At 74.8% G+C, this 22,284-nt stretch carries 19 protein-coding genes; 13 read left to right on the forward strand and 6 right to left on the reverse strand.

Annotation, left to right across the window (positions count from 1 at the left end; genetic code table 11):
- Window positions 1-209: 209 nt before the first annotated feature.
- On the reverse strand, window positions 210-383 hold the full coding sequence (locus ACFVHI_RS32230; protein WP_159398320.1) for a hypothetical protein: 174 nt from the start codon (window positions 381-383) through the stop codon (window positions 210-212).
- Window positions 384-758: 375 nt separating this feature from the next.
- Here ACFVHI_RS32230 and ACFVHI_RS32235 point away from each other — a divergent pair, with 375 nt between their 5' ends.
- The 3 genes from ACFVHI_RS32235 to ACFVHI_RS32245 are packed head-to-tail and all read left to right on the forward strand — an operon-like array spanning window position 759 to window position 5,336.
- Window positions 759-3,869: an adenylate/guanylate cyclase domain-containing protein gene (locus tag ACFVHI_RS32235; RefSeq protein WP_380345298.1), complete on the forward strand. Its 3,111-nt coding sequence runs from the start codon at window positions 759-761 to the stop codon at window positions 3,867-3,869.
- The gene (locus ACFVHI_RS32240; protein WP_380345299.1) at window positions 3,866-4,795 is read left to right on the forward strand and encodes a S8 family serine peptidase; all 930 of its coding nucleotides are present in this window, start codon (window positions 3,866-3,868) and stop codon (window positions 4,793-4,795) included. The genes ACFVHI_RS32235 and ACFVHI_RS32240 overlap by 4 nt, the downstream gene beginning before the upstream one ends.
- Window positions 4,779-5,336 (forward strand): GAF domain-containing protein, encoded by a 558-nt coding sequence (locus ACFVHI_RS32245; RefSeq protein ID WP_063346190.1) that lies wholly within the window; start codon window positions 4,779-4,781, stop codon window positions 5,334-5,336. Before ACFVHI_RS32240 ends, ACFVHI_RS32245 begins: the two co-directional genes overlap by 17 nt.
- Here ACFVHI_RS32245 and ACFVHI_RS32250 read toward each other — a convergent pair.
- The 5 genes from ACFVHI_RS32250 to ACFVHI_RS32270 form a co-directional block, all read right to left on the reverse strand.
- Window positions 5,327-6,220 carry a virginiamycin B lyase gene (locus ACFVHI_RS32250; RefSeq protein WP_380345301.1) on the reverse strand — a complete coding sequence of 298 codons (894 nt, stop codon included), beginning with the start codon at window positions 6,218-6,220 and terminating at the stop codon, window positions 5,327-5,329. The two genes, ACFVHI_RS32245 and ACFVHI_RS32250, sit on opposite strands and share 10 nt — an antisense overlap.
- Before the next feature lie 78 nt (window positions 6,221-6,298).
- Window positions 6,299-7,441 (reverse strand): AI-2E family transporter, encoded by a 1,143-nt coding sequence (locus ACFVHI_RS32255; protein ID WP_244293259.1) that lies wholly within the window; start codon window positions 7,439-7,441, stop codon window positions 6,299-6,301.
- Between the two features lie 292 nt (window positions 7,442-7,733).
- Window positions 7,734-8,495 carry a glycerophosphodiester phosphodiesterase gene (locus ACFVHI_RS32260; protein WP_380345303.1) on the reverse strand — a complete coding sequence of 254 codons (762 nt, stop codon included), beginning with the start codon at window positions 8,493-8,495 and terminating at the stop codon, window positions 7,734-7,736.
- 69 nt (window positions 8,496-8,564) lie between these two features.
- Window positions 8,565-8,981: a molybdopterin-binding protein gene (locus ACFVHI_RS32265; RefSeq protein WP_208869038.1), complete on the reverse strand. Its 417-nt coding sequence runs from the start codon at window positions 8,979-8,981 to the stop codon at window positions 8,565-8,567.
- 140 nt (window positions 8,982-9,121) lie between these two features.
- The gene (locus tag ACFVHI_RS32270) at window positions 9,122-10,315 is read right to left on the reverse strand and encodes an ROK family transcriptional regulator (RefSeq protein WP_380345305.1); all 1,194 of its coding nucleotides are present in this window, start codon (window positions 10,313-10,315) and stop codon (window positions 9,122-9,124) included.
- A 230-nt stretch (window positions 10,316-10,545) separates the two neighbouring features.
- Here ACFVHI_RS32270 and ACFVHI_RS32275 point away from each other — a divergent pair, with 230 nt between their 5' ends.
- The 10 genes from ACFVHI_RS32275 to car all read left to right on the forward strand — a co-directional run bounded on the left by ACFVHI_RS32275 (window position 10,546) and on the right by car (window position 22,220).
- Entirely contained in the window at window positions 10,546-11,793 is a 1,248-nt protein-coding gene (locus ACFVHI_RS32275; protein WP_063346193.1) for an MFS transporter, read from the forward strand.
- Window positions 11,794-11,884: 91 nt separating this feature from the next.
- Window positions 11,885-12,682 (forward strand): dienelactone hydrolase family protein, encoded by a 798-nt coding sequence (locus ACFVHI_RS32280; protein WP_380345308.1) that lies wholly within the window; start codon window positions 11,885-11,887, stop codon window positions 12,680-12,682.
- A complete protein-coding gene (locus ACFVHI_RS32285; RefSeq protein ID WP_380345310.1) occupies window positions 12,682-13,296 on the forward strand; it encodes an RICIN domain-containing protein in 615 nt (204 codons plus the stop codon). The genes ACFVHI_RS32280 and ACFVHI_RS32285 overlap by 1 nt, the downstream gene beginning before the upstream one ends.
- 53 nt (window positions 13,297-13,349) lie before the next feature.
- The gene (locus tag ACFVHI_RS32290) at window positions 13,350-14,078 is read left to right on the forward strand and encodes a TVP38/TMEM64 family protein (RefSeq protein ID WP_380345312.1); all 729 of its coding nucleotides are present in this window, start codon (window positions 13,350-13,352) and stop codon (window positions 14,076-14,078) included.
- Window positions 14,079-14,192: 114 nt separating this feature from the next.
- Window positions 14,193-14,708 carry a DinB family protein gene (locus tag ACFVHI_RS32295; RefSeq protein WP_063346196.1) on the forward strand — a complete coding sequence of 172 codons (516 nt, stop codon included), beginning with the start codon at window positions 14,193-14,195 and terminating at the stop codon, window positions 14,706-14,708.
- Between the two features lie 270 nt (window positions 14,709-14,978).
- A complete protein-coding gene (locus ACFVHI_RS32300) occupies window positions 14,979-15,371 on the forward strand; it encodes a cell division protein SepF (protein WP_063346197.1) in 393 nt (130 codons plus the stop codon).
- A gap of 204 nt (window positions 15,372-15,575) precedes the next feature.
- A complete protein-coding gene (locus ACFVHI_RS32305; RefSeq protein WP_363373430.1) occupies window positions 15,576-16,181 on the forward strand; it encodes a helix-turn-helix domain-containing protein in 606 nt (201 codons plus the stop codon).
- Window positions 16,178-17,758 carry an MFS transporter gene (locus tag ACFVHI_RS32310; protein ID WP_380345315.1) on the forward strand — a complete coding sequence of 527 codons (1,581 nt, stop codon included), beginning with the start codon at window positions 16,178-16,180 and terminating at the stop codon, window positions 17,756-17,758. Before ACFVHI_RS32305 ends, ACFVHI_RS32310 begins: the two co-directional genes overlap by 4 nt.
- A gap of 146 nt (window positions 17,759-17,904) precedes the next feature.
- Window positions 17,905-18,630, forward strand: a complete 726-nt coding sequence (locus ACFVHI_RS32315) for a FadR/GntR family transcriptional regulator (RefSeq protein WP_380345317.1) — start codon at window positions 17,905-17,907, stop codon at window positions 18,628-18,630.
- Window positions 18,631-18,680: 50 nt separating this feature from the next.
- Window positions 18,681-22,220 (forward strand): carboxylic acid reductase, encoded by a 3,540-nt coding sequence (car, locus tag ACFVHI_RS32320; protein WP_380345319.1) that lies wholly within the window; start codon window positions 18,681-18,683, stop codon window positions 22,218-22,220.
- Window positions 22,221-22,284: the final 64 nt, after the last annotated feature.

Genomic DNA, 22,284 nt, shown 5'->3' on the forward strand with positions numbered 1-22,284 from the left:
CTGGCCACAAGCCCGCCCACCCAGAGCAGCCGGAAGCCCCGGGTGGGGGAGAGCGAGGTGGCCTCCATGGCCCTCCTCGGGGGTGGGGGTTGCTATCGGCCGGGGGGGGTCCCGCACCGGCGGGACCGCCCCGGAAGCCAATCACTGCCCGGCGGCCGGGGGCGGTGGTGCGCCCGCCCCCGCGCCGGACACCGCTGACCTGCCGCTGGTCAGGCGGAGGTCTCGGCGGAGCTGACGTAGCTGATCAGGCTGAAGCAGCTGCCGTCGGAGGCCTCCTGGAGGACCTTCATCGCCTGGAGGTCCAGGACGTTGGCGGCGTGCGCCTCGACCTCCGGGGTCTCCTCGCTGTCCTCGCCGACGATCGGGTCGATGTTCTCGGCCATGGCTGAACTCCTCTCGCTGGGTTGATCGGTGGGGGTTCGACGGGTGGTGGCCCGCCGTGGTGAAGACGGTAGGCAGGCGGGGCTGCGCACGGCCTGGGAACCGGTACGGCACCGGTATGGCCGCAGGTCGGGGCGACGGCGGGCGGCGCCTCCCGGCCCGCCGAGCCCGCCCGGCGGCCCTGCACACCCGCTTCGAGCTGCGGCCATACCGCCGGCAAGGCGGCCGCGAACCGGGCCCGAAGCCGGGCCGGGGAGCCTGGCCCGGCACGCCCGCACGCCCGGCTCCGTGCACGCCCCGGCCCCGTGCACCACCCAACCTCATGTACTCCCCGATGCACTCCCCGCACCGCGAAGGACTAGCGAAGGACTGCCACCATGCCCTGCCCGCTCTGCGCCCAACTCGCCAGCACGAACGACCAGTTCTGCCCCGCCTGCGGCACCCCCCGGGCCGCCGCCCTCGACCTGGCCGCCGAGGAGCGCAAGCTGGTGACGGTGGTCTTCTGCGACCTGGTCGACTCCACCGCCCTGTCCGGCGCGCTCGACCCGGAGACGCTGCGCGAGGTGATCCTGCGCTACTTCGAACGGATGCACCGTCAGATCGAGGCGCACGGCGGCACCTTGGAGAAGTTCATCGGGGACGCGGTGATGGCGGTGTTCGGCGTCCCGGTGATCCGCGAGGACGACGCCCACCGGGCGCTGGCCGCCGCGCTCGCCATGCTGGAGGACCTGGAGGACCTCAACACCGAGCTGGACGCCACCCTCGGGGTCCGCCTGGACGTCCGGATCGGTGTCAACACCGGCCAGGTGGTGGCGGGTTCGGACGCCTCGGCGCGCCAGGCCCTGATCTCCGGCGAGACCGTGAACATCGCCGCCCGGTTGCAGACCCAGGCCGCCCCCGGCCAGGTGCTGATCGGCCCGCAGACCCTGCGCGCGGCGGGGCCCGCCGCCCAGGTGCACGAGGTCGGCCCGCTGCGGCTCAAGGGCAAGACCGAGCCGGTCACCGCGTACCGCCTGGTCGGGCTGGACGAGGACGACCCCGAGCTGCTGCGCCGCTTCGACGTCCCGCTGGTCGGGCGGGAGCGCGAACTCGCCCAACTGGACGCCGCGCTGGCCCGGGTGGCCGGCGGCCAGGGCGCCGAACTGCTGCTGGTCGTCGGTGAGGCCGGGATCGGCAAGACCCGGCTGGTGCGCGAGTGGCAGGAGCGGGCGGGCCGGCACACCGCGCGCTGCGGCACCGGCCGCTGCCGCAGCTACGGCGAGCAGGGCGTCCTGACCCCGCTCGCGGAGGCCGTCGGGGCCCTGCTCGGCGGCCCGGGGACGCCCGCGCCCGCCGAGGCGCTGGACCGGCTGGCACAGGCCACCGCGCCCGGGGTGGGCGCCGAACAGTCCCTGGACCGGCTGGCCGCGATCCTGCGCGGGCGGACCGTCGAGCGCCCGGCCGTGCTGGTCCTGGACGACTGCCAGTGGGCCGGCCCGGTGCTGCTGGACGCCGCCGAGCGGCTGGTCGCCGCCCTCGGCCAGGCCCCGGTGCTGCTGCTGTGCCTGGCCCGGCCGGAGCTGCCGGCCTCCCGCCCGGAGCTGCCGGCGCTGCCGGTCGGCGGCCTGTCCTGGGACGAATCGGCGCTGCTGGCCGCCCAGTTGACGGAGCTGAGCGCCCACCAGGACGCGGTGCCGACCCGGCTGCTGGAGCGGGCCGAGGGCAACCCGCTGCACCTGGAGGAGCTGCTGGCCGCCCTCACCGAGGCGGACGGCCCCGCCCTCGCCGACGAACTCCCGCCCACCGGCCGGGCGTTGCTCAGCGCGCGGATCGACGACCTGGAGCGCGACGAGCGCACCACCCTGGACCTGGCCGCCGTACTCGGGCGCGCCTTCACCGCCGCCGAACTCGCCCAGCTCGCCCGCGGCGGCGCCGACCAGGACGCCTTCGCCGACCCGGAGGACGACGTCTTCACCGGTCCGTTCGACGGCCTCCCCGGCCTGCCCGCGGGCGACGACACCCCGCCGCGGCTGCACGCCGCTCTGGCCCGGCTGGCCGAGCGCCGCCTGGTCGAACCGGCCGGCACCAGCTTCCGGTTCAGCAGCGGCCTGGTCCAGGAGTCGGTCTACCAGTCGATGTCCAAGCGGGCCCGCGCCGAGCGCCACGAACGCGCCGCCGACCTGCCGGCCGTCCGCGCCGCCGGGGACGCCGCCGTCGGCGGCCACCTGGAGCGCGCCCACCGCTACCGGCTCGAACTCGGCCTGCTGGACGCCCGGACGGACGCCCTGCGCACCCGCGCGGCGGCCGCCCTCGGCGTGGCCGGCGCCCACGCCCTCGCCCACGCCGACCTGCCCGCCGCCACCGACCTGCTGGAGCGCGCCGTCCGGCTGCACTACCCGAACGAGCGCACCGCCGGCCCGACGCTGCGCCGCCTCGGCGAGGCCCGGCTGGCGCTCGGCCGGGCCGACGAGGCCCTGCCCGTCCTGGCGCAGGTCCGCGACTCGGCCGCCGACCCGCTGGACGCCGCGCACGCCCGGCTCGCGCTGGCCGCCCGCGGCCTGCCGCCCGGCCCGGAGCAGCCCGCCGCCACCGCCCGCGCCGTCCTCCCGCTCTTCATCGACCTGCGGGACGACCTCGGCCAGGCCCGGGCCGGGCTGCGCCTGGCCGAGGAACACCTGCTGGCGGGCCGGCACACCGAGGCGGAGCGGCTGCTGGACGACGCCCTCGACCACGCCGCCCGCACCGACGCCGAGCTGGACCGGGCCGCCGTGCTGGCCGCGCTGGCCGCCTCCCTGCTGGCGGGCCCCGAGCCCGTCCCGAACGCCGTCTTCCGGCTGCGGGCCCTGCTGGCCGGGCACGGCGCCGGCCACCGGACGGTGCGGGTCGCGCTCAACGGCCCGCTGGCCGTCCTGCTCGCCCTGCGCGACCGGCCCGGCGAGGCCGAACTGCTGCTGGCCGAGGCCAACGGCCTGGCGGGCGAGCTGTCGCTGGCCGACGCGATGGTCTCGCTGCCGGCCCTGACCGCCCAGGCCGCGGCGGCCACCGGCCAGACCGGGCAGGCGCTGGACCTGCTCGCCGACGCCGCCGAGGTCGCCCGCCGGCTGGGCAACGCCGCCCCGCTGCCCCGGCTCGCCCTCACCACCGCCCGCGCCCTGCTGGACACCGACCGCCCGGGCCCGGCCGCCCGCCACCTGGACGGCGTCGACGCCACGTCCGCGCTGCCGCCGGTGCTGGCGATCGAGCTGGACGCGCTGCGCGGCCGGCTCGCCGCCTCCCGGGGTGAGGCCGACCCGGCGCTGGAGCTGACCGCGGCCGCCGCCCAGGCCGCCGAGGCCACCGAGTCGCTGCTGCTCCAGGCGCTCACCGCGCTGGACCGCGCCCACGCGCTGCTGCTGCTCGACCGGCGCGCCGAGGCCGCCGTGGCGGCCGCCACCGCCCGGGACCGGTTCGCCGCCAAGGGCCACCTGCCGGGCGTGCGCCGGGCCGAGCGGCTCGGCGGCGCCCGGTGAGCGGCCCGGCCGGCCTCACCTGGAGCCTGCGCGGCCGGGCCGCCGCGGACCTGCCGGTGCTCGCCGACACCACCGCCCACGACACCACCGGCCCCGACACCACCGGTCCCGACGGCGGGGGCACCGGCAAGGGCGTGCGGGTGTGCGTCGTGGACTCCGGCATCGAGCCGGACCACCCGCTGGTCGGCCCGCTGAACGGCTCCTGGGTGGTGGTCAAGGACCCGACGACCCGGGAGCTGGTGGTCCGCCCCGACCGCACCGGCGACACCTGCGGCCACGGCACCGCCTGCGCGGGCATCATCCGCCGCACCGCCCCGGACTGCGAGCTGTACAGCGTCCGGGTGCTCGGCGAACGCTTCACCGGCACCGGCGACATGCTGATCACCGGGCTGCGCTGGGCCGTCGAGCAGGGCTTCGACGTCGTCAACCTCAGCCTCTCCACCACCCGGACCCGCTTCCTGGAGGAGCTGCACGCGATCGCCGACGACGCCTTCTTCGCCCGCACCGCGATCGTCGCCTCCGCCCACAACACCCCGGTGGAGAGCTACCCCTGGCGGTTCTCCTCGGTCATCTCGGTCGGCAGCCACCAGGAGGACGACCCGGCCCTGCACCTGTACAACCCGGCGCCGCCGGTCGAGTTCTTCGCCCCCGGCCAGAACGTCCGGGTCCCCTGGCTCGGCGGCTCCACCATCCGCACCACCGGCAACAGCTTCGCCACCCCGTACGTCGCCGGGCTGTGCGCCCGCATCCTGTCCGGCCACCCGAGGCTGACGACCTTCCAGCTGAAGAGCGCGCTCTACCTCACCGCAGCCAACGTCCAGGTCGGCACCGGGGCCGGTCCTCACCGTCCCCCAGGCGGGAGTTCGACGACCGAGCCCACCCCGTCCACCCCCATCACGGAGGCGCCCGATGACCCTCAGCACTGATCCCGCCGTCGACCCGCTGGCCCGCGAGCTGCTGCAGTCCGTGGTGGACGTGGCCCGAGCGATCTTCGGCGCCGAGGCCGGTTCGGTCTGCCTGCTCGACGAGGCGGCCGGGGAGCTGGTGTTCCAGGCCGTCTCGGGGCGCGGCGAGGAGTCCCTGGTGGGCCGCCGCTTCCCGGCGGGCAGCGGCATCGCGGGCTGGGTCGCCGCCTCGGGCGAGCCGATGGTGGTCGACGACCTAGGCGCGAGCCGCACCTTCGACCGGGCCTTCGCCGAGTCCACCGCGTACGTTCCGAACGCGCTGATGGCGGCGCCGCTGACGCACGGCAGCAGGGTGCTGGGCGTCCTGGAGGTGCTGGACCCGGCCCCGCAGGCCCGGTCCAGCCTGCCCGAGCTGGACCTGCTCGCCCTGTTCGCCCGCCAGGCCGCCGCCGCCCTGCGGGTCATCGCCGAGCGCTCCCCGGCCCCGGCGGCGGTGCCCGACCGCGCCGCCGCCCTCGACCTGCTGGCCGACCTGGAGGAGCTGCTGCGCCGTCAGCCCTGACGCGGCGCCAACCGCGCGATCGATCCGCGCTCCAGCGCCGCGTACACCGCGCCGTCCGGGCCGACGGCGATGCCGTGCGGCTCGGCGGCCGGGCCGGGCAGCCGGTGGCCGTCGAGCTGCCCGTCCGGGCCGAGCACCCCGATCCGGCCGGCGCCCCACTCGGTGAACCAGAGCCGGCCGTCCGGGCCGCAGGTGATCGCGTGCGGCCGGGCCGCCCGGTCGGCCAGCGGGTACTCGGTGACCTCGCCGTCCACCGTGATCCGGCCGACCAGCCCGCCGCCGATGCCGACGTACCAGAGCGCGCCGTCCGCCCCGGCGGTGATCCCGACGGGGGCGGTGCCCCCGGTGGGCAGCGGGTGGACGGCGACCTCGCCCCCGACGGTGATCCGGGCGACGGCGTCCGCCTGGTTGAGCGTGCACCAGAGCGCGCCGTCCGGGCCGGCCGTGATGAACGACGGGAAGGCCCCGGCCCGCGGCAGCGGGTACTCCGTCACCTCGCCCTCGACGGTGATCCGCCCGATCCGGTCGGCGTTCAGCTCGGTGAACCAGAGCGCCCCGTCGGGCCCCGCCGCGATCCCGTACGGCCCGGCGCCCGCCGTCGGGACGGCGAAGGAGCTCGCCTTCCCGTCGGTGTCGATCCGTCCGATCCGGTGGTCGCGCATCCGGGTGAACCAGAGCGCGCCGTCCGGGCCGACGGTGAGCACCGCGGGCCCGCACTCCGGCGCCCCGAGGCCGTAGCGCTCGACCGTGCCGTCCGCCGCCAGCCGTCCGATCTCCCCGGCGTGCACCAGCGTGAACCACACGCCCCCGTCCGGCCCCACGGCGACCCCGTACGGTCCGGCCCCCTCCTCGGCGACCTCGATCAGCTCCGCGATCCGTGTCATGCGAACCCCCACCCTCACTATCGCGACTATTATCGCATTAGTGATGCTCGCACGCCCGCCCCGCCCCCGGCAACCGGGTTACTCCCCGTTCCCCGCGCGACGGGCGGCCCGCGGGGCGGGGACACCGCGCAGGACGGAGACGATGCCCACACCGGCGGCGCACACCGGGACGGCGAGCAGCGCCCCGAGGATGCCGGCGATCCCGGAGCCGGCCACCACGGCGACCATGATGGTGGCCGGGTGCAGCTCCACCGTCCGGCTCTGGATGAGGGGTTGGAGCACGTTGCCCTCGAACAGCTGGACCGCCATCACCACGCCGAGCGCCCACAGCGCCGTCCCGATCCCGCCGTCGGCGAGCGCGACCAGCACGGACGCCGCCCCGGACAGGAAGGCCCCGACGAACGGGATGTAGGCGCCCATGAACACCAGCGCGCCCAGCCCCGGCGCGCCGGGCACCCCGAGCGCCACCAGGCCGATGGTGATGAAGGTGGCGTCGATCAGCGCGATCAGCGAGGTGCCGCGCATGAAGCCGGCCATCGCGTCGAAGGCCCGCTCGGCACAGGCGATCACGGTCTCGGCGCTGCGCTCGGGCAGGTAGGAGCGGATCGTGTCGCCGGTGCGGTGGCCGTCCCGGAGGAAGAAGAACACCAGGGCGAGCGCCAGCACGCCACCGGCGATCAGCTGGGTGGCCAGGCCCAGCCCGGACAGCACGCCGTTGGTGACGGTCGAGACCAGCGAGTTGGTCTCCCCCTTGGCGTTGTCCAGCGCGTGCCGGATCTTCTCCCCGGTCGGGCCGAGCCACGCGGCGAGCTGGTTGCCCGCCTGCTGGAGGGACTCGGCGATCTGCGGGGCGCTGTGCACCAGCGCGTTGACCAGCAGCGCGATCACCCCGCTGACGGCGGCGACCAGCAACACGCAGGTGAGCCCGGCGGCCAGCCCCCGGTTCACGCCCCGCCGGACCATCCACGGCACCGCCGGATAGAGCAGCGAGGCCCCCAGCAGCGCCAGCACCACCGGCACGGTGGCTGCCCGCAGCTCGACCAGCGCGAAGACCAGCAGCGAGGCGAGGGCGAGCAGCAGGATCACCGCCGCGGCCCAGGCGGCCGCCTGCCGGACCACCGGCGGCAGCATCAGGTACGGCCTGCGGGGGTCCGGCGCGGCCCCGCCCACGAACCGGGGTTCCACCGCCGGGCCCTCCCCAGCCGGGTGCTCCTCGGGCACGGCCACCTCCGCCTGGCTCGTCGACGAGTCCGAATCACCCCGTCTCGGCGGACGATCCGTCAGCGTGCCCGCTTCCGGCCGGCTCCCCGGCGACAACGGCACGCCGTCGTCCAACCGATCAAGGGTGGAGCCGATTCAATCCGCCCCCCGTCCGTCGCGTACAGAGCAGCCGGTGGAGCTCACCTCATCGGACGAAGCACCCTGGCGGACGCGTTCGAGCGCCGGACCTCAGTTCGCCCCGGAACGCCCCCGTCCACCCGGAGCGGCCGACCCCGACCAGCAGGCGGCAGGCTCACCGGCGGCCGTCCAGGACGGCGCGCAGCACGCCGATCCGGTTGCTGGTGATGGAGGCGACCCCGGTGTCGCGCAGCCGGCGCATGGTGCGGCGCAGGTCGGCGGTCCAGGTGGAGACGGCGAGCCCGGCGTCCGCGGCGGCGGCGGTGAACTCGGGGGTGACCAGGCCGAACGGCGGGTTGAGGTAGCGCGGGCGCAGGTCGTCGAGCAGGGCCCGGACGGGCAGCCGGGGCTCCTTCCAGGTAAGGGCGATCTCGGCGCCGGGCGCCAGCGCGCGGACGGCGAGCATGGCGGTGGCGGGGCCGCAGAAGGAGACCAGCCCTTCGGCGCCGAGGCCGGTGACGACCGACCAGGTGGCGGCGACGGGGCCGGGGTCGTCGAGGTCGATGAGCAGCCGGGGGCCTCCGGCGGCCGCGACGACCTTGACCGTCTCGGCGAGGGTCGGGACGGCGAGCGGCCCCCGGCGCAGTTCGTCGAGCTGCGCGGTGGTGACCCGGCCGATCGACCGCGGGTCGCCCCAGAGGCGTTCCAGGGTGCGGTCGTGCAGCAGGACGGGCACCCGGTCGCGGGTGAGCTGGACGTCCACCTCGACGGCGTCGGCGCCGGCGGCGAGCGCGGACTCGACGGAGGGCAGGGTGTTCTCGCGGTGGCGGTACGGGTCGCCGCGGTGGGCGACGGCGAGCACCCGGCGGCGGTCGGCGGCCGGTTCCCCGACCGCGCGGACGGCGCTCTGGGTGGTCGGCAGATGCGGGTGGGACATCCCGGGCGGGCCTCTCGTTCGGAACCGGTACGGACGGGGCTCGACGCGCCGTCGGCGCGCGGCGCGCGGCTAACGCCGCTCGATCATCACATTGGTGGACTTGATGACCGCGGTGGCGGGGGCACCGGGGACGAGGTTCAGCTCCTCCGCCGACTCCCGGCTGATCAGCGACACCACCCGGAAGGGCCCCGCCTGGACCTCCACCTGGGCCGCGACGTCACCGAGCACCACATGGGTGACGATCCCGGGGAAGCGGTTGCGGGCCGAGGACGGGCGGCCCTCGGCCTCGGCGTTCTCCGGGCGGGCCAGCTCGCGGGCGAAGGCGGCGAGGTCGACGCCGGGGATGATCCGGTGGCCGTGCTCGTCCCGCTCGGCCGCGACCCGCCCCGCGTCCACCCAGCGCCGCATGGTGTCGGCACTGACCCCGAGCAGCGCCGCGGCTTCACCGATGCGGTACGGGTTGACCGGCGCCTCGGACTGGCCCATGTACGACTCCTGACACTGACTCGGGAACTGCCCCGGGGCTGGCCCGGGGAACGTGGGACGGGAACGGGGACGCCGCACGCGCGGCGGGCCGTCGCCGTCATCCTGCCGTACCGGCGGCCGGGGCCGCCAAGCGAGGCGGGTCAGGGCTCGCCGAAGAGGTCGCGGCGCACCGCGTCCCCGGCGGTGAGGACGGCCCCGGCCAGCACCGCGCCGCCGCCCGCCGTGCCGGGCCGGACCTCGGTGCGCAGCGGCGACAGCTCGGCCAGCCGCCGTTCGACCCGGCCGGCCAGTTCGGCGCCGCCGGCCCGGCCGAGCTCGCCGCCGAGCACCACGCAGCCCGGGTCGAGGACGACGCAGATGCTGGCGGCGCCGACCGCGATCCGCGCGGCCAGCTCGTACAGGAACGGCCCGCCGGGCCCGTCCGGGCCGAGGGCGTCCAGCGCGGCGCGGACGGCCGCCTCGGCGGCGGGGGCGTCCCCGGCAACGCCGGCGGGAAGTCCGTGGGCGCGGGCGAGCTCGCAGACGGCGGCGCTGCCGGCCAGGCTGTGGAAGCCGCCGTCGCAGCCGGTGGCGCTGGGCAGGCCGCCGGTGCCGGGGACGGGCAGGAAGCCGATCTCGCCGGTGCCGCCGGAGAAGCCCCGGCGCAGCCGGCCGTCCAGGACGACGGCGGCGCCGACGCCGTGGCCGAGCCAGAGCAGCACGAAGGTGTCGCGGTCGCGGGCGGCGCCGATCCGGTACTCGGCCCGGCCGGCCAGGTTGACCTCGTTCTCCAGGATCACCTCGGTGCCGGGCAGCCCGCGCAGTTCGGCGAGCAGTTCGGCGTGCCAGGCGGGGAGTTTCCCGGTGCTGTTGAGGCGCCCGGTGGCGGGGTCGACCAGTCCGGGGGCGCCGACGGCGACGGTGTGCAGCCGTTCGACGCCGACGCCGCGCGCGGTGTCCAGCAGGGTGCGCACCAGGTGCTGTGCGGTGTCGGGCGTCCCGTCGCCGTGCACCGGGACCTCGGCGCTGGCGAGGGTGCGCCCGGCGAGGTCGGCGACGACCAGGCTGACGCCGCCGGAGCGCACGTCGAAGGCGGCGAGGTGGGCGCGGGAGGCGACCAGCGCGTAGAGCCGGGCGTTGGGGCCGCGCCGCTGCTCGCCCCGCTCGCCGACGACGGCGACCAGGCCGGTGCGCTGGAGGCGGTCGAGCAGGTCGGCGACGGTCGGCCGGGAGAGGCCGGTGAGGTCGCGCAGCTCCGTCGCGGTCAGGGGGCCCTGTTCGAGGAGCAGGTTGAGGGCCAGCCGGTCGTTGATCGCCCGGGCGGTGCTCGGCGTGGCCGTGCGCGCGGTGGTCATGGCGGCTCATCCTTCCAGAGTGTTTCTATCAGGGTCCCTTCCTGATAATTTTATCGGACCATCCGCCGGACGGCCGTCGCCGCCGCGCGGACCGAACGGCCTGCACGTAGACCACCCTCAGGCACGTCAGAACCACCGCCGGGCACGCCAGACCACCCACCAGCACGTCAACCACCCACACAGGGCACCGTCGCGCCGCCCCGCCTGCGCGACCCGGGAGGGAACGCCGGATGAGCACGACCGCACACTCACTGGAGCCACTGGCCTCCCCACGCCGGGCCAGGGCGGGCATCGCCCTGGTCTTCGGCGTGCACGGCGCCGTCAGCGGCAGCTTCGTCACCCGCATCCCGTGGATCCAGGACCGCCTCGACCTCTCCCCCGGCCAGCTCGGCCTGGCCCTGGTGATGCCCGCCATCGGCTCCTCCCTCGCGATGCCGCTGGCCGGCCGGTTCGTCCACCGCTACGGCGGGCGGGCGGCCGTCCGCGGACTGATCTCGCTCTGGTGCCTGGCCCTCGCCCTGCCCGCGCTCGCCCCCTCGCTGCCGGTGCTGTGCGTGGCGCTGCTCGCGTACGGCGCCTCGGCCGGGATGGCGGACGTCGCGATGAACGCGCAGGGCGTGGAGATCGAACAGCGGCTCGGCCGCTCGATCATGTCCGGACTGCACGGGATGTGGAGCGCCGGCGGGCTGCTGGCCTCCGGCTTCGGCATCCTGGCCGCCCACCTCGACCTCGACGCCCGGCTCCAGCTGGCCGTCACCGCGCTCGTGCTGCTCGCCCTCGCGCAGCCCGTCTGCCGCAACCTGCCCGACCTGCGGGCACCGGAGGGGGCGGAGGAGCCGCCGCGGTTCGCACTGCCGCCGCGCAGCTCGCTGGTGATCGGACTGGTCGGCTTCTGCGCCGTCTTCGCCGAAGGCGCCTCGATGGACTGGAGCGGCGTCTACCTGCGGGACGTCACCGGCGCCTCGGCCACCGTCGCGGCCGCCTCCTACACCGCCTTCTCCCTCACCATGGCCGTCAGCCGCCTCTGCGGCGACGCGGTGGTCCGCCGGCTCGGCGCCGTGCGCACCACCCGCCTCGGCGGCGCCGTCGCCACCGTCGGCGGCCTGCTGGTGGTGGCCGCCGACAGCCCGGCGCTCGCCATCCCGGGCTTCGCCCTGATCGGCATCGGCATCGCGGTCACCGTCCCGCTGGCCTTCGCGGCGGCCGGGCGGATCGGCAGCAACCCCAGCCAGGCCATCGCGGGCGTCGCCACCGTCACCTACACCTCCGGCCTGGTCGCGCCCGCGATCATCGGCGCCCTCGCCCAGGCGACCTCGCTCACCGTCTCCTTCGGCCTGGTCACCGCGCTCGCCTTCGCGCTGCTGCTGAGCGCCGGGGCGCTGCGCCGGGCCGAACGGAATTCCCCCGGATCTGGCGCCGAGAATGTGACCGCAACGTCACCGGAAAGCACTTCGAAAAAAGATCTCTCTGCGATATGATCTAGGAAATTCCGGGGAATTCCTCGCTAATATCGCCGACCGCCGGGCGCATTCCGCGCCCGGCGGTTTCGCGATCCGTGAGGTGGACCCCGTGTGCTACGACCCCGACGCCGCCCCGCCCGCCGTCACCCCCGCGCTCTGGCCCCTGGCCGAGGCGGCGGCGCTCACCCTGACCTCGGCGGACGGCACCGAGTTCGCCGCCTTCCTGGCCCGCCCCGAGGTGGCCACCGGGGTCGGCGTCCTCGTCCTGCCGGACAACAAGGGCCTTTCCGGCTTCTACCGGCAGACCGCCGCCCGGCTCGCCGAACAGGGCCACCCCGCGCTCGTCGTCGACTATTACGGCCGCACCGCCGGAGCCGATCCCGAAAGCCGCCCGGAGGAATTCGGCGACCTGCCCGGCCTGCTCCGCCACCTGCTCGCCCTCACCCCCGAAGGCCTGGACGCCGACCTGGCCGCCGGCCTCACCCGGCTGCGCGCAAACGGGCCGGCCGAGGTGGTCGCGCTCGGCTTCTGCTTCGGCGGCCGGCAGGCCTTCCGCGCCGCCGCACCCCGGTTCGGGCTGGCCGGCGCGGTCGGCTTCTACGGATACCCCGACGCGATCAACGGTTCCCCGGGGCCCACTCAGCTCGCGGCCGGCCTCAGCGCGCCGATCCTCGCCTTCTGGGGCGGCGCGGACGAGCACATCCCGCCCGCCGCCGTCGACGCCTTCGACGCGGCCCTGGCCGCCGCCGGCAACCCGCACGAGTTCGTCACCTACCCGGGCGCGCCGCACAACTTCTTCGAGCTCTCCGCCGTCGAATACTCGGACGCGGCCCAGGACTCCTGGCGACGTCTGCTGGGATTCCTCGCCGACCGCTCCGCATCCGCGACCCCCCGGAGGACGCTCTGATGTCCCGCCAGTCCCGCCAGTCCTGCATTTCCCGGCTGTCCCGCATTTCCCGGCTGTCCCGTCGTGCGCGGCTCGCCGCCGCCACGGCCGCCCTCGCCACCGCCGCGGTGGCGCTCACCGCCCCGCCAGCCCCCGCAGCCACCACCGCAGCCACCACCGCGGCCACCGCCGACTTCGGGCCCGCCGAGATCCGCACCGGCATGTACGCGGGCCCGGACGACCTGTGCCTGGAGGTCGCCGACTGGCGCACCGACGACGGCGCCCCGGTCCGGATCTGGACCTGTACCGGCGGCGCCAACCAGCAGTGGACCCAGAGCGCCCGCGGCTGGGTGAACCTGAACAGCGGCAAGTGCCTGGACATCCCGGCCTTCAGCACCACCTGGGGCACCCAGGCCGACCAGTGGACCTGCGACGGCGGCGCCAACCAGAGCTGGAGCGACCCCCCGGCCAGCCACCCCGGCACGCCCCGCCGGATCGTGAACGGCTACAGCGGCCTCGTCCTGGACGTCTCGGGCGGCACCCTGACCGACGGCACCCCGGTGATCCAGTGGGAGTTCCACAGCGGCGACAACCAGTTCTGGCACTACAACCCGGAGAAGCCCCCGTACAGCTGACCGCGACCGCCCTCGACGGCAGGTCCTGTCCGGGCACCGGTTAGGCTCGGCCGGTGCCCGCACCCGCGCCGCCTGCGCCCGCAACAACCCCGCCCGCCGTCGAGCAGCCGCCGTCCGGCCCCGCGCCGCGTTCGCCGTGGTGGCGGTTCGCGCTGCTGGTGGTGCTGCTCGGCGCCGCGGCCGGATCGCTGCTGCTGTGGAGCCCGACGGCGCTGCTGAACGGCGGCCTCGCCGACCGGATGCCCGGGTACTGGTTCGCGCCGCTGTTCGCCACCGTGTACGCGGTCGGCACGCTCGCCTTCGTCCCCCGGCCCGCGCTGAACGCCGCCGCCGGGCTGCTGCTGGGCATCCAGCAGGGCGTGCTGCTGTCGGTGCTCGGCACCACGCTGGGCGCGGCCATGGCCTTCGGGCTCGGCCGGGGCCTCGGGCGCGAGGCGCTGCGGCCGCACCTGCGCGGGCGGGTGCTCGGCACGCTGGACCGGCGCTTCACCGAGCAGGGCTTCCGCAGCGTGCTGGTGCTGCGGCTGCTGCCGGGCATGCCGTTCCAGGCGGCCAACTACGGCGCGGCCTTCTCCGGGGTGCGCTTCGCGCCCTTCCTGTTCGCCACCGCGATCGGCGTGGTGCCGACCACGGCGGTGTACGTGACGGCGGCGGCCAGCGCGGGCGAGCCGGGCTCGGCGGCCTTCCTGGTGTCGGCCGGGGTGATCGCGCTGCTCCTGCTGGGCAGCGTGGTCGGACTGTGGCGGGCCGTGGCCGCCCGCCGCCGCGCACCGGCCGCCTGAGCACCTGAGCACCTGACCGCCACACCCCCCTGACCGGCCGAGATTCCGAGGCACTCGGGGGGCGCTCGACAATTCGCTCGCGCCCGCCGGTCGGTGGGCACCAGGATGTCCCGCATGACCGAACTCTCCCCGCGGGTGGACCCGCCGATGGCGGCCGACGAGACCGCCATGCTCACCGCCTGGCTCGACTACCACCGCAGCACCCTCGCGCTCAAGTGCGAGGGCCTGACCGACGACCAGCTGCGGCTGCGCTCCGCCCCGCCGTCCGCCCTCTCGCTGCTCGGCCTCGTCCGGCACATGGCCGAGGTGGAGCAGTACTGGTTCCAGGCCATCCTGCGCGGCGACGAGTACACCGAGAACCACTACTGGACCGCGGCCGACGAGGACGGCGACTTCAACAACGTCGACACCGCCGACGTCGCGGCCGACTTCGCCACCTGGCGCGCCGAGGTCGAGGCCGCCCGCCGCGCGAGCGCCGGCCTGTCGCTGGACACCGTCGGCAAGCGGCTGCGCCGCGGCGAGGAGGTGACGCTGCGCTGGATCCTGGTGCACATGGTCGAGGAGTACGCGCGGCACAACGGCCACGCCGATCTTCTGCGCGAACTGGTGGACGGCACCACCGGCGAGTGAAATCGTTTCCTCATTGTTGACAGATGGTCAATTGCGCGGTGACCCCGACCGATATGGTCTACGCGCGCAACCGTACGGCTCACCGCCGCGTCGCTGATGTTGCCCGGGTTCGCCCGGGTTTCCGTCGCGGCACGACTCGTACGGGGGCCGCGAGCGGGCACGGGACCGGTGAACAGTGCGATACTCGGACAGTTCCGACGAGTGGATGACGTGTCAAAAAGGGCACGCGGCCCCGGGGGACCAGGACGGGACGAGGCAGGGAGGCGCGGCATGGGAGCACTTCGCGACGAGCACCACAACGGGTGGCTGATGCCCTCCGGGAACTACCCGGCCGCGGTGTACGAGGACGAGTGGGTCGATCAGGAGACGATGCCGGCCGTCCCCGCGCCCGCGAAGATCGTCTCCCTGCGGCCGACCGGTTTCGAGGCGGCCCGCACGGTGGGCGAGCACATCCGGGCGAGCATCCCGGTGGTCATGGACCTCACCGAGATGAACGAAGCCGAGGCCAAGCGGATGGTGGACTTCGCCTCCGGGCTGATCTTCGGCACCCAGGGCGGCATCGAGCGGATCGCCCGCCGGGTGTTCCTGCTCACCCCGGCCGACGTCGAGGTCATGGTGATCGACCGCCCGCTCGACGAGACCGGGTTCTACAACCAGAGCTGATCCGGGCGGCGCACGGCCCGACCGGGCCGAACCGACCGAACTGAACCAGCCGAGCTGAACCGGCCGCACGACAGCGGCACCCGACCGGGGACGGCACCCGCCGTCCCCGGTTTTTGCCGCCCCAACCGTGGCAGTCAACGCCTCATCCGAGACGCCAGCCATAATTTTGAGACATCCATGTCTCATGTGGCCTACACTCGATTCATGGCCACCGATCGCGACACCGTCCTGGAAGCCGCCGTCGGCGTGCTCTCCCGCCGCCCGACCGCCCACCTGGACGAGATCGCGCGCGCCGCCGGGATCAGCCGCGCCACCCTGCACCGGCTCTTCCCCGGGCGCGAGGCCCTGATCCGCGAGGTCGGCCTGCTCGGCCTGCGCCGGTTCGCCGCCGCCCTGGACACCGCCGCCGTCGAGGACGGCGACGCCGAGGCCGCGCTGCGCCGCCTGGTCGACGCCGCCGTCCCGGACGCCACGCTCTGCGCCTTCCTGGCCGGCGAGAACCAGCTCTACGACGACGACAGCGTCAACGACCTCTGGGAGCTCCAGATCGTTCGACTGCACGCGCTCTTCCTGCGCGGCCAACAGCAGGGCACGTTCCGCATCGAGCTGAGCGCCGCCTGGCTGAGCGAGGCCTTCTTCGACCTGGTGGCCGGCGTCGGCTGGGCCATCCAGGACGGCCGCCTCGCCCCGCGCGACGCCGCCTTCTCGCTCGCCGAGCTGTTCCTCGGCGGCGCGCTGCGCCGGCCCGACGCCGCCACTCCCCCGCCCACAGCACCTTCGGCCCGCACACCGGAAACCGATACCCCATGAGCAGTACCGTCCTTGCCAGCCCCCGCCAGCGCTGGACCGGCCTCGCCGTCCTCGTCCTGGCCGTCACCGTGGTCGCCCTCGACGCGACCGTCCTCTCCCTCGCCATCCCCTCCATCAGCGAGACGCTGGAGCCCAGCGGCACCCAGCTGCTCTGGATCGGCGACTCCTACTCCTTCGTCCTGGCCGGCCTGCTGGTCAGCATGGGCTCGCTCAGCGACCGGATCGGCCGCAAGAAGCTGCTGCTGATCGGCTCGGCCGCCTTCGGCGCGGCCTCGCTGCTCGCCGCCTACGCGCCCAGCGCCGGCTGGCTGATCCTGGCCCGCGCGCTGCTCGGCGTCGCCGGCGCGACGATCATGCCCTCGACGCTGTCGCTGATCCGCGGCCTCTTCCCGGACGACCGGGAGCGGGCCACCGCGATCGGCATCTGGGGTGCGGCCGCCACCGCCGGCGCCGCGCTCGGGCCGGTGGTCGGCGGGGTGCTGCTGGAGCACTTCTGGTGGGGTTCGGTGTTCCTCATGAACATCCCGATCCTGCTCCTGCTGCTGGTGCTCGGCGCCTGGCTGCTGCCGGAGTCCAAGGACCCGAAGCCGGGCCGCTGGGACGTGCTGAGCGTCGCCCTGTCGATGGCCGGGGTGATCGACACGGTCTACGCGATCAAGGAGGCCGCCGCGCACGGCGTGGCGCGCTGGGACGTCCCGGTCGCCTTCGTGCTGGGCGTCACCGCGCTGACCGTCTTCGTCCGCCGCCAGCTGCGGCTGGAGACCCCGCTGCTGGACGTGCGACTGTTCCGCGACCGGCGGTTCACCGCCGCCGTGCTGGCCTCGCTGATCGCCCTGATCGGCCTGTCCGGAGTGGTCTTCGTGACCTCGCAGTACCTCCAGCTGGTCCGCGGCTACGAGCCGCTGCGGGCCGGCCTGGCCGAGCTGCCGGCCTTCGTCGGCGCCGTCGTCGGCGGCCTGCTGACGGCCCGGCTGGTGCGCCGCACCGGCGCCCGGGCGGCGCTGACCGGCTGCCTGCTGGCCATGGGCCTCGGCGTGGGCGTGCTCGGCTGGCTCCAGCAGGACACCACCTACCTGCTGCTGGCCGCCTCCTTCCTGCTGGTCGGAACGGCCGAGGGCGTGGTCTACACGCTCGGCGCCGACCTGGTGCTGAGCGCCTCACCCGCCGACAAGGCCGGCGCCGCCTCGGCGGTCTCGGAGACCGCGTACGAGCTGGGCACCGCGCTCGGCATCGCGCTGGTCGGCTCGGTGGTCGGTTCGATCTACGCCGGCGGGCTCGTCGTCCCGGCCGGGACGGATCCGGCGGCCGCGGCGCGGGCCGGCGAGTCGCTGGGCGCGGCGGTCGAGACGGCGCACGCACTGCCGCAGGGCGTCGCGGAGCCGCTGCTGGCGAGCGCCCGGGAGTCCTTCACGCACGGCATGAACAGCGCCGGCCTGCTGGCCGCCGTCCTGCTGATCGGCGCGGCCGCGATGGCCTGGCGGCTGCTGCGGGGCCTGGACAGCCCGACCAGCGCGGCTGCCGTGTCCGAGGTACCCGCTCCGGAGAAGCCGGAGCAGCCGGAGAAGGTCGACGCGTAAGCACACCCGACTCCCCTGCCACCGGCGGGAACGGCCACGGCCGTTCCCGCCGGTGGCGTATCGCGGGCCGGGCGGTGGGAACCGGGGCGGCCCAGGCCCAGAGACATGCGATGTCCAAATGTCTGATGTTTGTATAGGCTGCCCCCATGACACGCATCAGCACACCGCGCAGGACGGCAAGCCTCTCCGCGCAGCTCGTGGACAGCCTCCGCTCGCACATCGAGGCGGGCGGCTGGCCGGTGGGGACGCGGATCCCGCCGGAGCAGGTCCTCGTCGAGGAGCTAGGGGTCGGACGCAGCACGCTGCGGGAGGCGATCGGCGCGCTCGTGCACCTCGGCCTGCTGGAACCCCGGGCCGGGGACGGCACCTACGTCCGCGCATCGAGCGAGCTCCAGTCGGTCATGGTGCGGCGGGCGAGTTCCGCCCGGCGGGACAACGTCCTCGAACTGCGCACCGTCCTCGAGGAGTACGCCTCGGGGGCCGCCGCCCTGCGGCGCAGCGAGGACCAGCTGCACCAGCTGAGGGACCTACTGGCCGACGCCGACGCGGCCTGCGCCGGCGAGGACAGGTCCGCGGCCATGAGTGTCGACGCGCTGTTCCACCGGGCCGTCGTCCGGGCGAGCGGGAACGACCTCCTGATCGAGGTCTACGACTACCTCGGCACGGCCCTCGCCTCCGCCCTGGGAGGCCTGCCCTGGGACGCCACCGCCGCCGAGGAGCACGCCGACCTGCACCGGCGACTCGTCGACGCGATCGAGGCCCAGGACGAGAGCGGCGCCCGCACCGCGGCGGCGGCGATCGTCCGGCTCACCCACGACCACGAGGTCCAGGCACCACTCACTTCCACCGAACCGGCCTCCACCGAAGAATGAAGACCACCCATCCCTTGCGCAGGCCTTCGAGGCCGTAGAGGAGAACACCGATGCCCGTCTTACCGCCCCCGGCCGACGACCTCGACGCACGCACCGCCCGACGCACCGCCCACCTGTACGCGACGGATCCGCAGTTCCGCGCCGCCGCACCCCTGGAGGCCGTCAGCGAGGCGATCCGGCGGCCGGGCCTACCGCTCGCCGACCTCGTGGCCACGGTGATGGAAGGGTACGCGGACCGCCCCGCCCTGGGCGAGCGCGCCGCCGAGTCGGTGACCGACCCGGACACCGGCCGCACCACCCTGCGCCTCCTGGACCGGTTCGACACCATCACCTACGGCGAACTGTGGGAACGCGTCGGCGCGGTGGCCTCGGAGTGGCGCCACCACCCCGACCACGCCGTGGGCCCGGGCGACTTCGTCGCCGTCCTCGGCTCCACCAGCCCCGAGTACGCCGTGCTGGATCTGGCCTGCGTCCGCTCCGGCGCGGTGTGCGTCCCCCTCCAGGCCGGCGCCTCGGCGGAACACCTGGCCCCCGTCGTCGCTCAGACCGGACCACGCCTGCTGGCGGTGGACGTGGCACACCTGGACGTCGCGCTCCGGATCGCGGCGGACACCCCGTCACTGGGCAGGATCGTCGTGCTCGGCCACCGCCCGGAGGTCACCGACCACCAGGAGGCGCTGGACTCCGCCCGCGGACGGCTCGTAGCGCAGGGCCGGGGTGTCACCCTGGACCCGCTGGCATCGATCGTCGAGCGGGGCAGGAGCCTGCCACCGCTCCCCCGGGTCCCCGAGGGCTCGACGGCCGACACGCTCAGCGCGCTGATCTACACCTCGGGGAGCACCGGCACCCCCAAGGGCGCCGTGTACACCGAGCGTCTCGTCAAGCACTTCTGGATCGACTTCGTGCCCGGCCAGGGGCCGCAGCCGTCCATCGTTCTCAACTACCTGCCCCTGAGCCACATGATGGGACGGGGCGTGCTGTTCGGCACGCTCGCCAAGGGGGGCACCGCCCACTTCGTGGCGTCGAGCGACCTGTCGACCCTCTTCGTGGACCTCTCCCTGGTCCGGCCCACCGAGTTCATCCTGGTGCCCCGCATCTGCGACATGCTCTTCGAGCGCTACCGGAGCGAGTCGGCCCGCCGCAACGAGCGGAGCGAGGCGGGGGGCGACACCGCCGGGCAGGCGGACCGCGCGAAGGAGGAGCTGCGGGAGAAGACCCTGGGCGGCCGTCTCCTGTGGGCCACCTACGGCTCGGCCCCGATGAGCGCGGAGCTGGCGGCGTTCCTGGAGAGCTGCCTGCGGATCAGGGTGTTCAACGGCTACGGGTCGACGGAAGCCGGACTGGTCTCGCTCGACGGCCGGGTGCTGCGCCCGCCGGTGACCGACCACCGGCTGGCGGACGTGCCCGAGCTGGGGTACTTCCGCACCGATTCCCCGCACCCCAGGGGCGAGCTGCTGGTCAAGTCGGATCGCCTCGTTCCCGGCTACTTCCAGCGGCCGGACGCCACCGCCCAGGTCTTCGACGAGGACGGCTTCTACCGCACGGGCGACATCGTGGCCCTCACCGGCCCCGACGAGTTCGTGTACGTCGACCGCCGTTCCAACGTCCTCAAACTGTCGCAGGGCGAGTTCGTGGCCACCTCCCGGCTGGAGGCCCTCTTCACCGGCAGTCCGCTCGTCCGGCAGGTCTTCGTGTACGGCAACAGCGCCCGCGCCTACCTGCTCGCGGTCATCGTGCCCACTCAGGAGGCGCTCGACCTCGCCGCCGGGGACGGCCCGCGCCTCAGGTCGCTCCTGCGCGAGTCCCTGCACCGCCTCGCCACCGGAGCGGGCCTCAACTCGTACGAGATCCCACGGGACTTCCTCATCGAGACCGAGCCGTTCAGCCAGCAGAACGGGTTGCTCTCCGGCGTGCGCAAGCTGCTGCGCCCCGCGCTGGCGAAGCGCTACGGCGAGCGCCTCGAAGCCCTGTACGCCGAGCTGACCGAGCGCGAGAGCGACGAACTCCGGGCACTGCGCCAGGTCGGCCCGTCCCGGCCCGTACCGGAGACCGTGTGCCTGGCCGCCCGCGCGCTGCTCGGAAACCGGCAGGACGACGTCCACCCCGGGACGCGCTTCCTCGAACTCGGCGGTGACAGCCTCTCCGCACTGTCGTTCTCCCAACTGCTCAAGGAGGTCTACCGCGTCGACGTCCCCGTCGACGTCGTCATCAACCCGGTCAACACGCTCCAGCGGGTGGCCGACCACATCGAGAACGCCCTCGCGTCGGGCGACCGGCGCCCGACCGCCGACCAGGTCCACGGACCGGGCGCGACGCGGCTCGCGGCGGGCGACCTGACGCTGGACGCGTTCCTCGACCCGGGGACCCCGACGCGGACCGGCCGGCCGACGGGCCCGCTGCCCGAGGCCCGGACCGTCCTGCTGACCGGCGCCAACGGCTACCTGGGCCGCTTCCTGTGCCTCGAATGGCTGGAGCGCGTCGCGCAGCGCGGCGGCACACTGGTCTGCGTGGTCCGCGGCGCTACCGACGAGGCGGCCCGCGCACGGCTCGACGCGGCCTTCGACAGCGGCGACCCGGAGCTCCTCCGGCGCTACCACGGCCTGGCCGCCGCGCACCTGGAGGTGGTCGCCGGCGACGTCGGGGAGAGCGACCTCGGGCTCGACCGGGAGACCTGGCAGCGGCTGGCCGACACCGTGGACCTGATCGTCCACCCGGCGGCGCTCGTCAACCACGTCCTGCCCTACGACCAGCTGTTCGGCCCCAACGTGCTGGGCACGGCCGAACTGATCAGGCTCGCGGTCACCTCCAGGGCCAAACAGTTCACCTACCTGTCGACGGTCGCCGTCGTCTTCGACTCCACGGCCGCGGCCGACGAGGACGCGGACATCCGCACGGCCAGCGGGACGCGCGACCTCGGCAGCGGCTACGCGAACGGCTACGCGGCCAGCAAGTGGGCGGGCGAGGTGCTGCTGCGCGAGGCGCACGACACGTTCGGCCTCCCGGTCGCCGTGTTCCGCTCGAACCTGATCCTCGCCCACCCGCGTTACCGGGGGCAGCTGAACGTCCCGGACGTGTTCACCCGCCTCCTGCTGAGCCTGCTGGCGACCGGCATCGCCCCCGGCAGCTTCTACGCCCGGGGCCCCGGCGACGTCGGCGGGCACTACGACGCGCTGCCCGTGGACTTCACCGCGCAGGCCGTCGCCGCGCTGGGCGACGACACCCGGGAGGGGTACCGGACCTTCAACATCGTGAACCCGCACGAGGACGGAATCTCCCTCGACACCTTCGTCGACTGGCTGGTGGCGGCCGGACACCCCCTGACGCGCATCCACGACTACGACGAGTGGCTCGACCGCTTCGAGAGCGCCATGCGCGGCCTGCCCGACCGCCAGCGGCAGCACTCGCTGCTCCCCCTGCTGCACGCCTTCGCCACGCCGTCGGAGCCGCTGCCCGGATCCGCCCTGCCGGCGGACCGGTTCCGCGCGGCGGTCCGGGCCGCCGCCCTCAACGCGGAGAACGACATCCCGCACCTCTCGCGGGACCTGATCACCAAGTACGTGGCGGATCTCCGGGCGCAGCACCTGCTGTAGCCGGCCCGCCCTCCTCCTCCGCACCCACCTCCGCACCCGCCGGCGGGAACGGCCACGGCCGTTC

Origin of the sequence: Kitasatospora sp. NPDC127121, assembly GCF_042677305.1 — a bacterium.
Classification (GTDB): Bacteria; Actinomycetota; Actinomycetes; order Streptomycetales; family Streptomycetaceae; genus Kitasatospora.

Excerpts from the sequence above, each read along its gene's own strand:
- ACFVHI_RS32230 (WP_159398320.1), bottom strand. The coding sequence starts at position 383 with ATGGCCGAGAACATCGACCCGATCGTCGGCGAGGACAGCGAGGAGACC.
- ACFVHI_RS32235 (WP_380345298.1), top strand. The coding sequence starts at position 759 with ATGCCCTGCCCGCTCTGCGCCCAACTCGCCAGCACGAACGACCAGTTC.
- ACFVHI_RS32245 (WP_063346190.1), top strand. The coding sequence starts at position 4,779 with ATGACCCTCAGCACTGATCCCGCCGTCGACCCGCTGGCCCGCGAGCTG.
- ACFVHI_RS32250 (WP_380345301.1), bottom strand. The coding sequence starts at position 6,220 with ATGACACGGATCGCGGAGCTGATCGAGGTCGCCGAGGAGGGGGCCGGA.
- ACFVHI_RS32260 (WP_380345303.1), bottom strand. The coding sequence starts at position 8,495 with ATGTCCCACCCGCATCTGCCGACCACCCAGAGCGCCGTCCGCGCGGTC.
- ACFVHI_RS32265 (WP_208869038.1), bottom strand. The coding sequence starts at position 8,981 with ATGGGCCAGTCCGAGGCGCCGGTCAACCCGTACCGCATCGGTGAAGCC.
- ACFVHI_RS32270 (WP_380345305.1), bottom strand. The coding sequence starts at position 10,315 with ATGACCACCGCGCGCACGGCCACGCCGAGCACCGCCCGGGCGATCAAC.
- ACFVHI_RS32275 (WP_063346193.1), top strand. The coding sequence starts at position 10,546 with ATGAGCACGACCGCACACTCACTGGAGCCACTGGCCTCCCCACGCCGG.
- ACFVHI_RS32285 (WP_380345310.1), top strand. The coding sequence starts at position 12,682 with ATGTCCCGCCAGTCCCGCCAGTCCTGCATTTCCCGGCTGTCCCGCATT.
- ACFVHI_RS32295 (WP_063346196.1), top strand. The coding sequence starts at position 14,193 with ATGACCGAACTCTCCCCGCGGGTGGACCCGCCGATGGCGGCCGACGAG.
- ACFVHI_RS32300 (WP_063346197.1), top strand. The coding sequence starts at position 14,979 with ATGGGAGCACTTCGCGACGAGCACCACAACGGGTGGCTGATGCCCTCC.
- ACFVHI_RS32305 (WP_363373430.1), top strand. The coding sequence starts at position 15,576 with ATGGCCACCGATCGCGACACCGTCCTGGAAGCCGCCGTCGGCGTGCTC.
- ACFVHI_RS32310 (WP_380345315.1), top strand. The coding sequence starts at position 16,178 with ATGAGCAGTACCGTCCTTGCCAGCCCCCGCCAGCGCTGGACCGGCCTC.
- ACFVHI_RS32315 (WP_380345317.1), top strand. The coding sequence starts at position 17,905 with ATGACACGCATCAGCACACCGCGCAGGACGGCAAGCCTCTCCGCGCAG.
- car (WP_380345319.1), top strand. The coding sequence starts at position 18,681 with ATGCCCGTCTTACCGCCCCCGGCCGACGACCTCGACGCACGCACCGCC.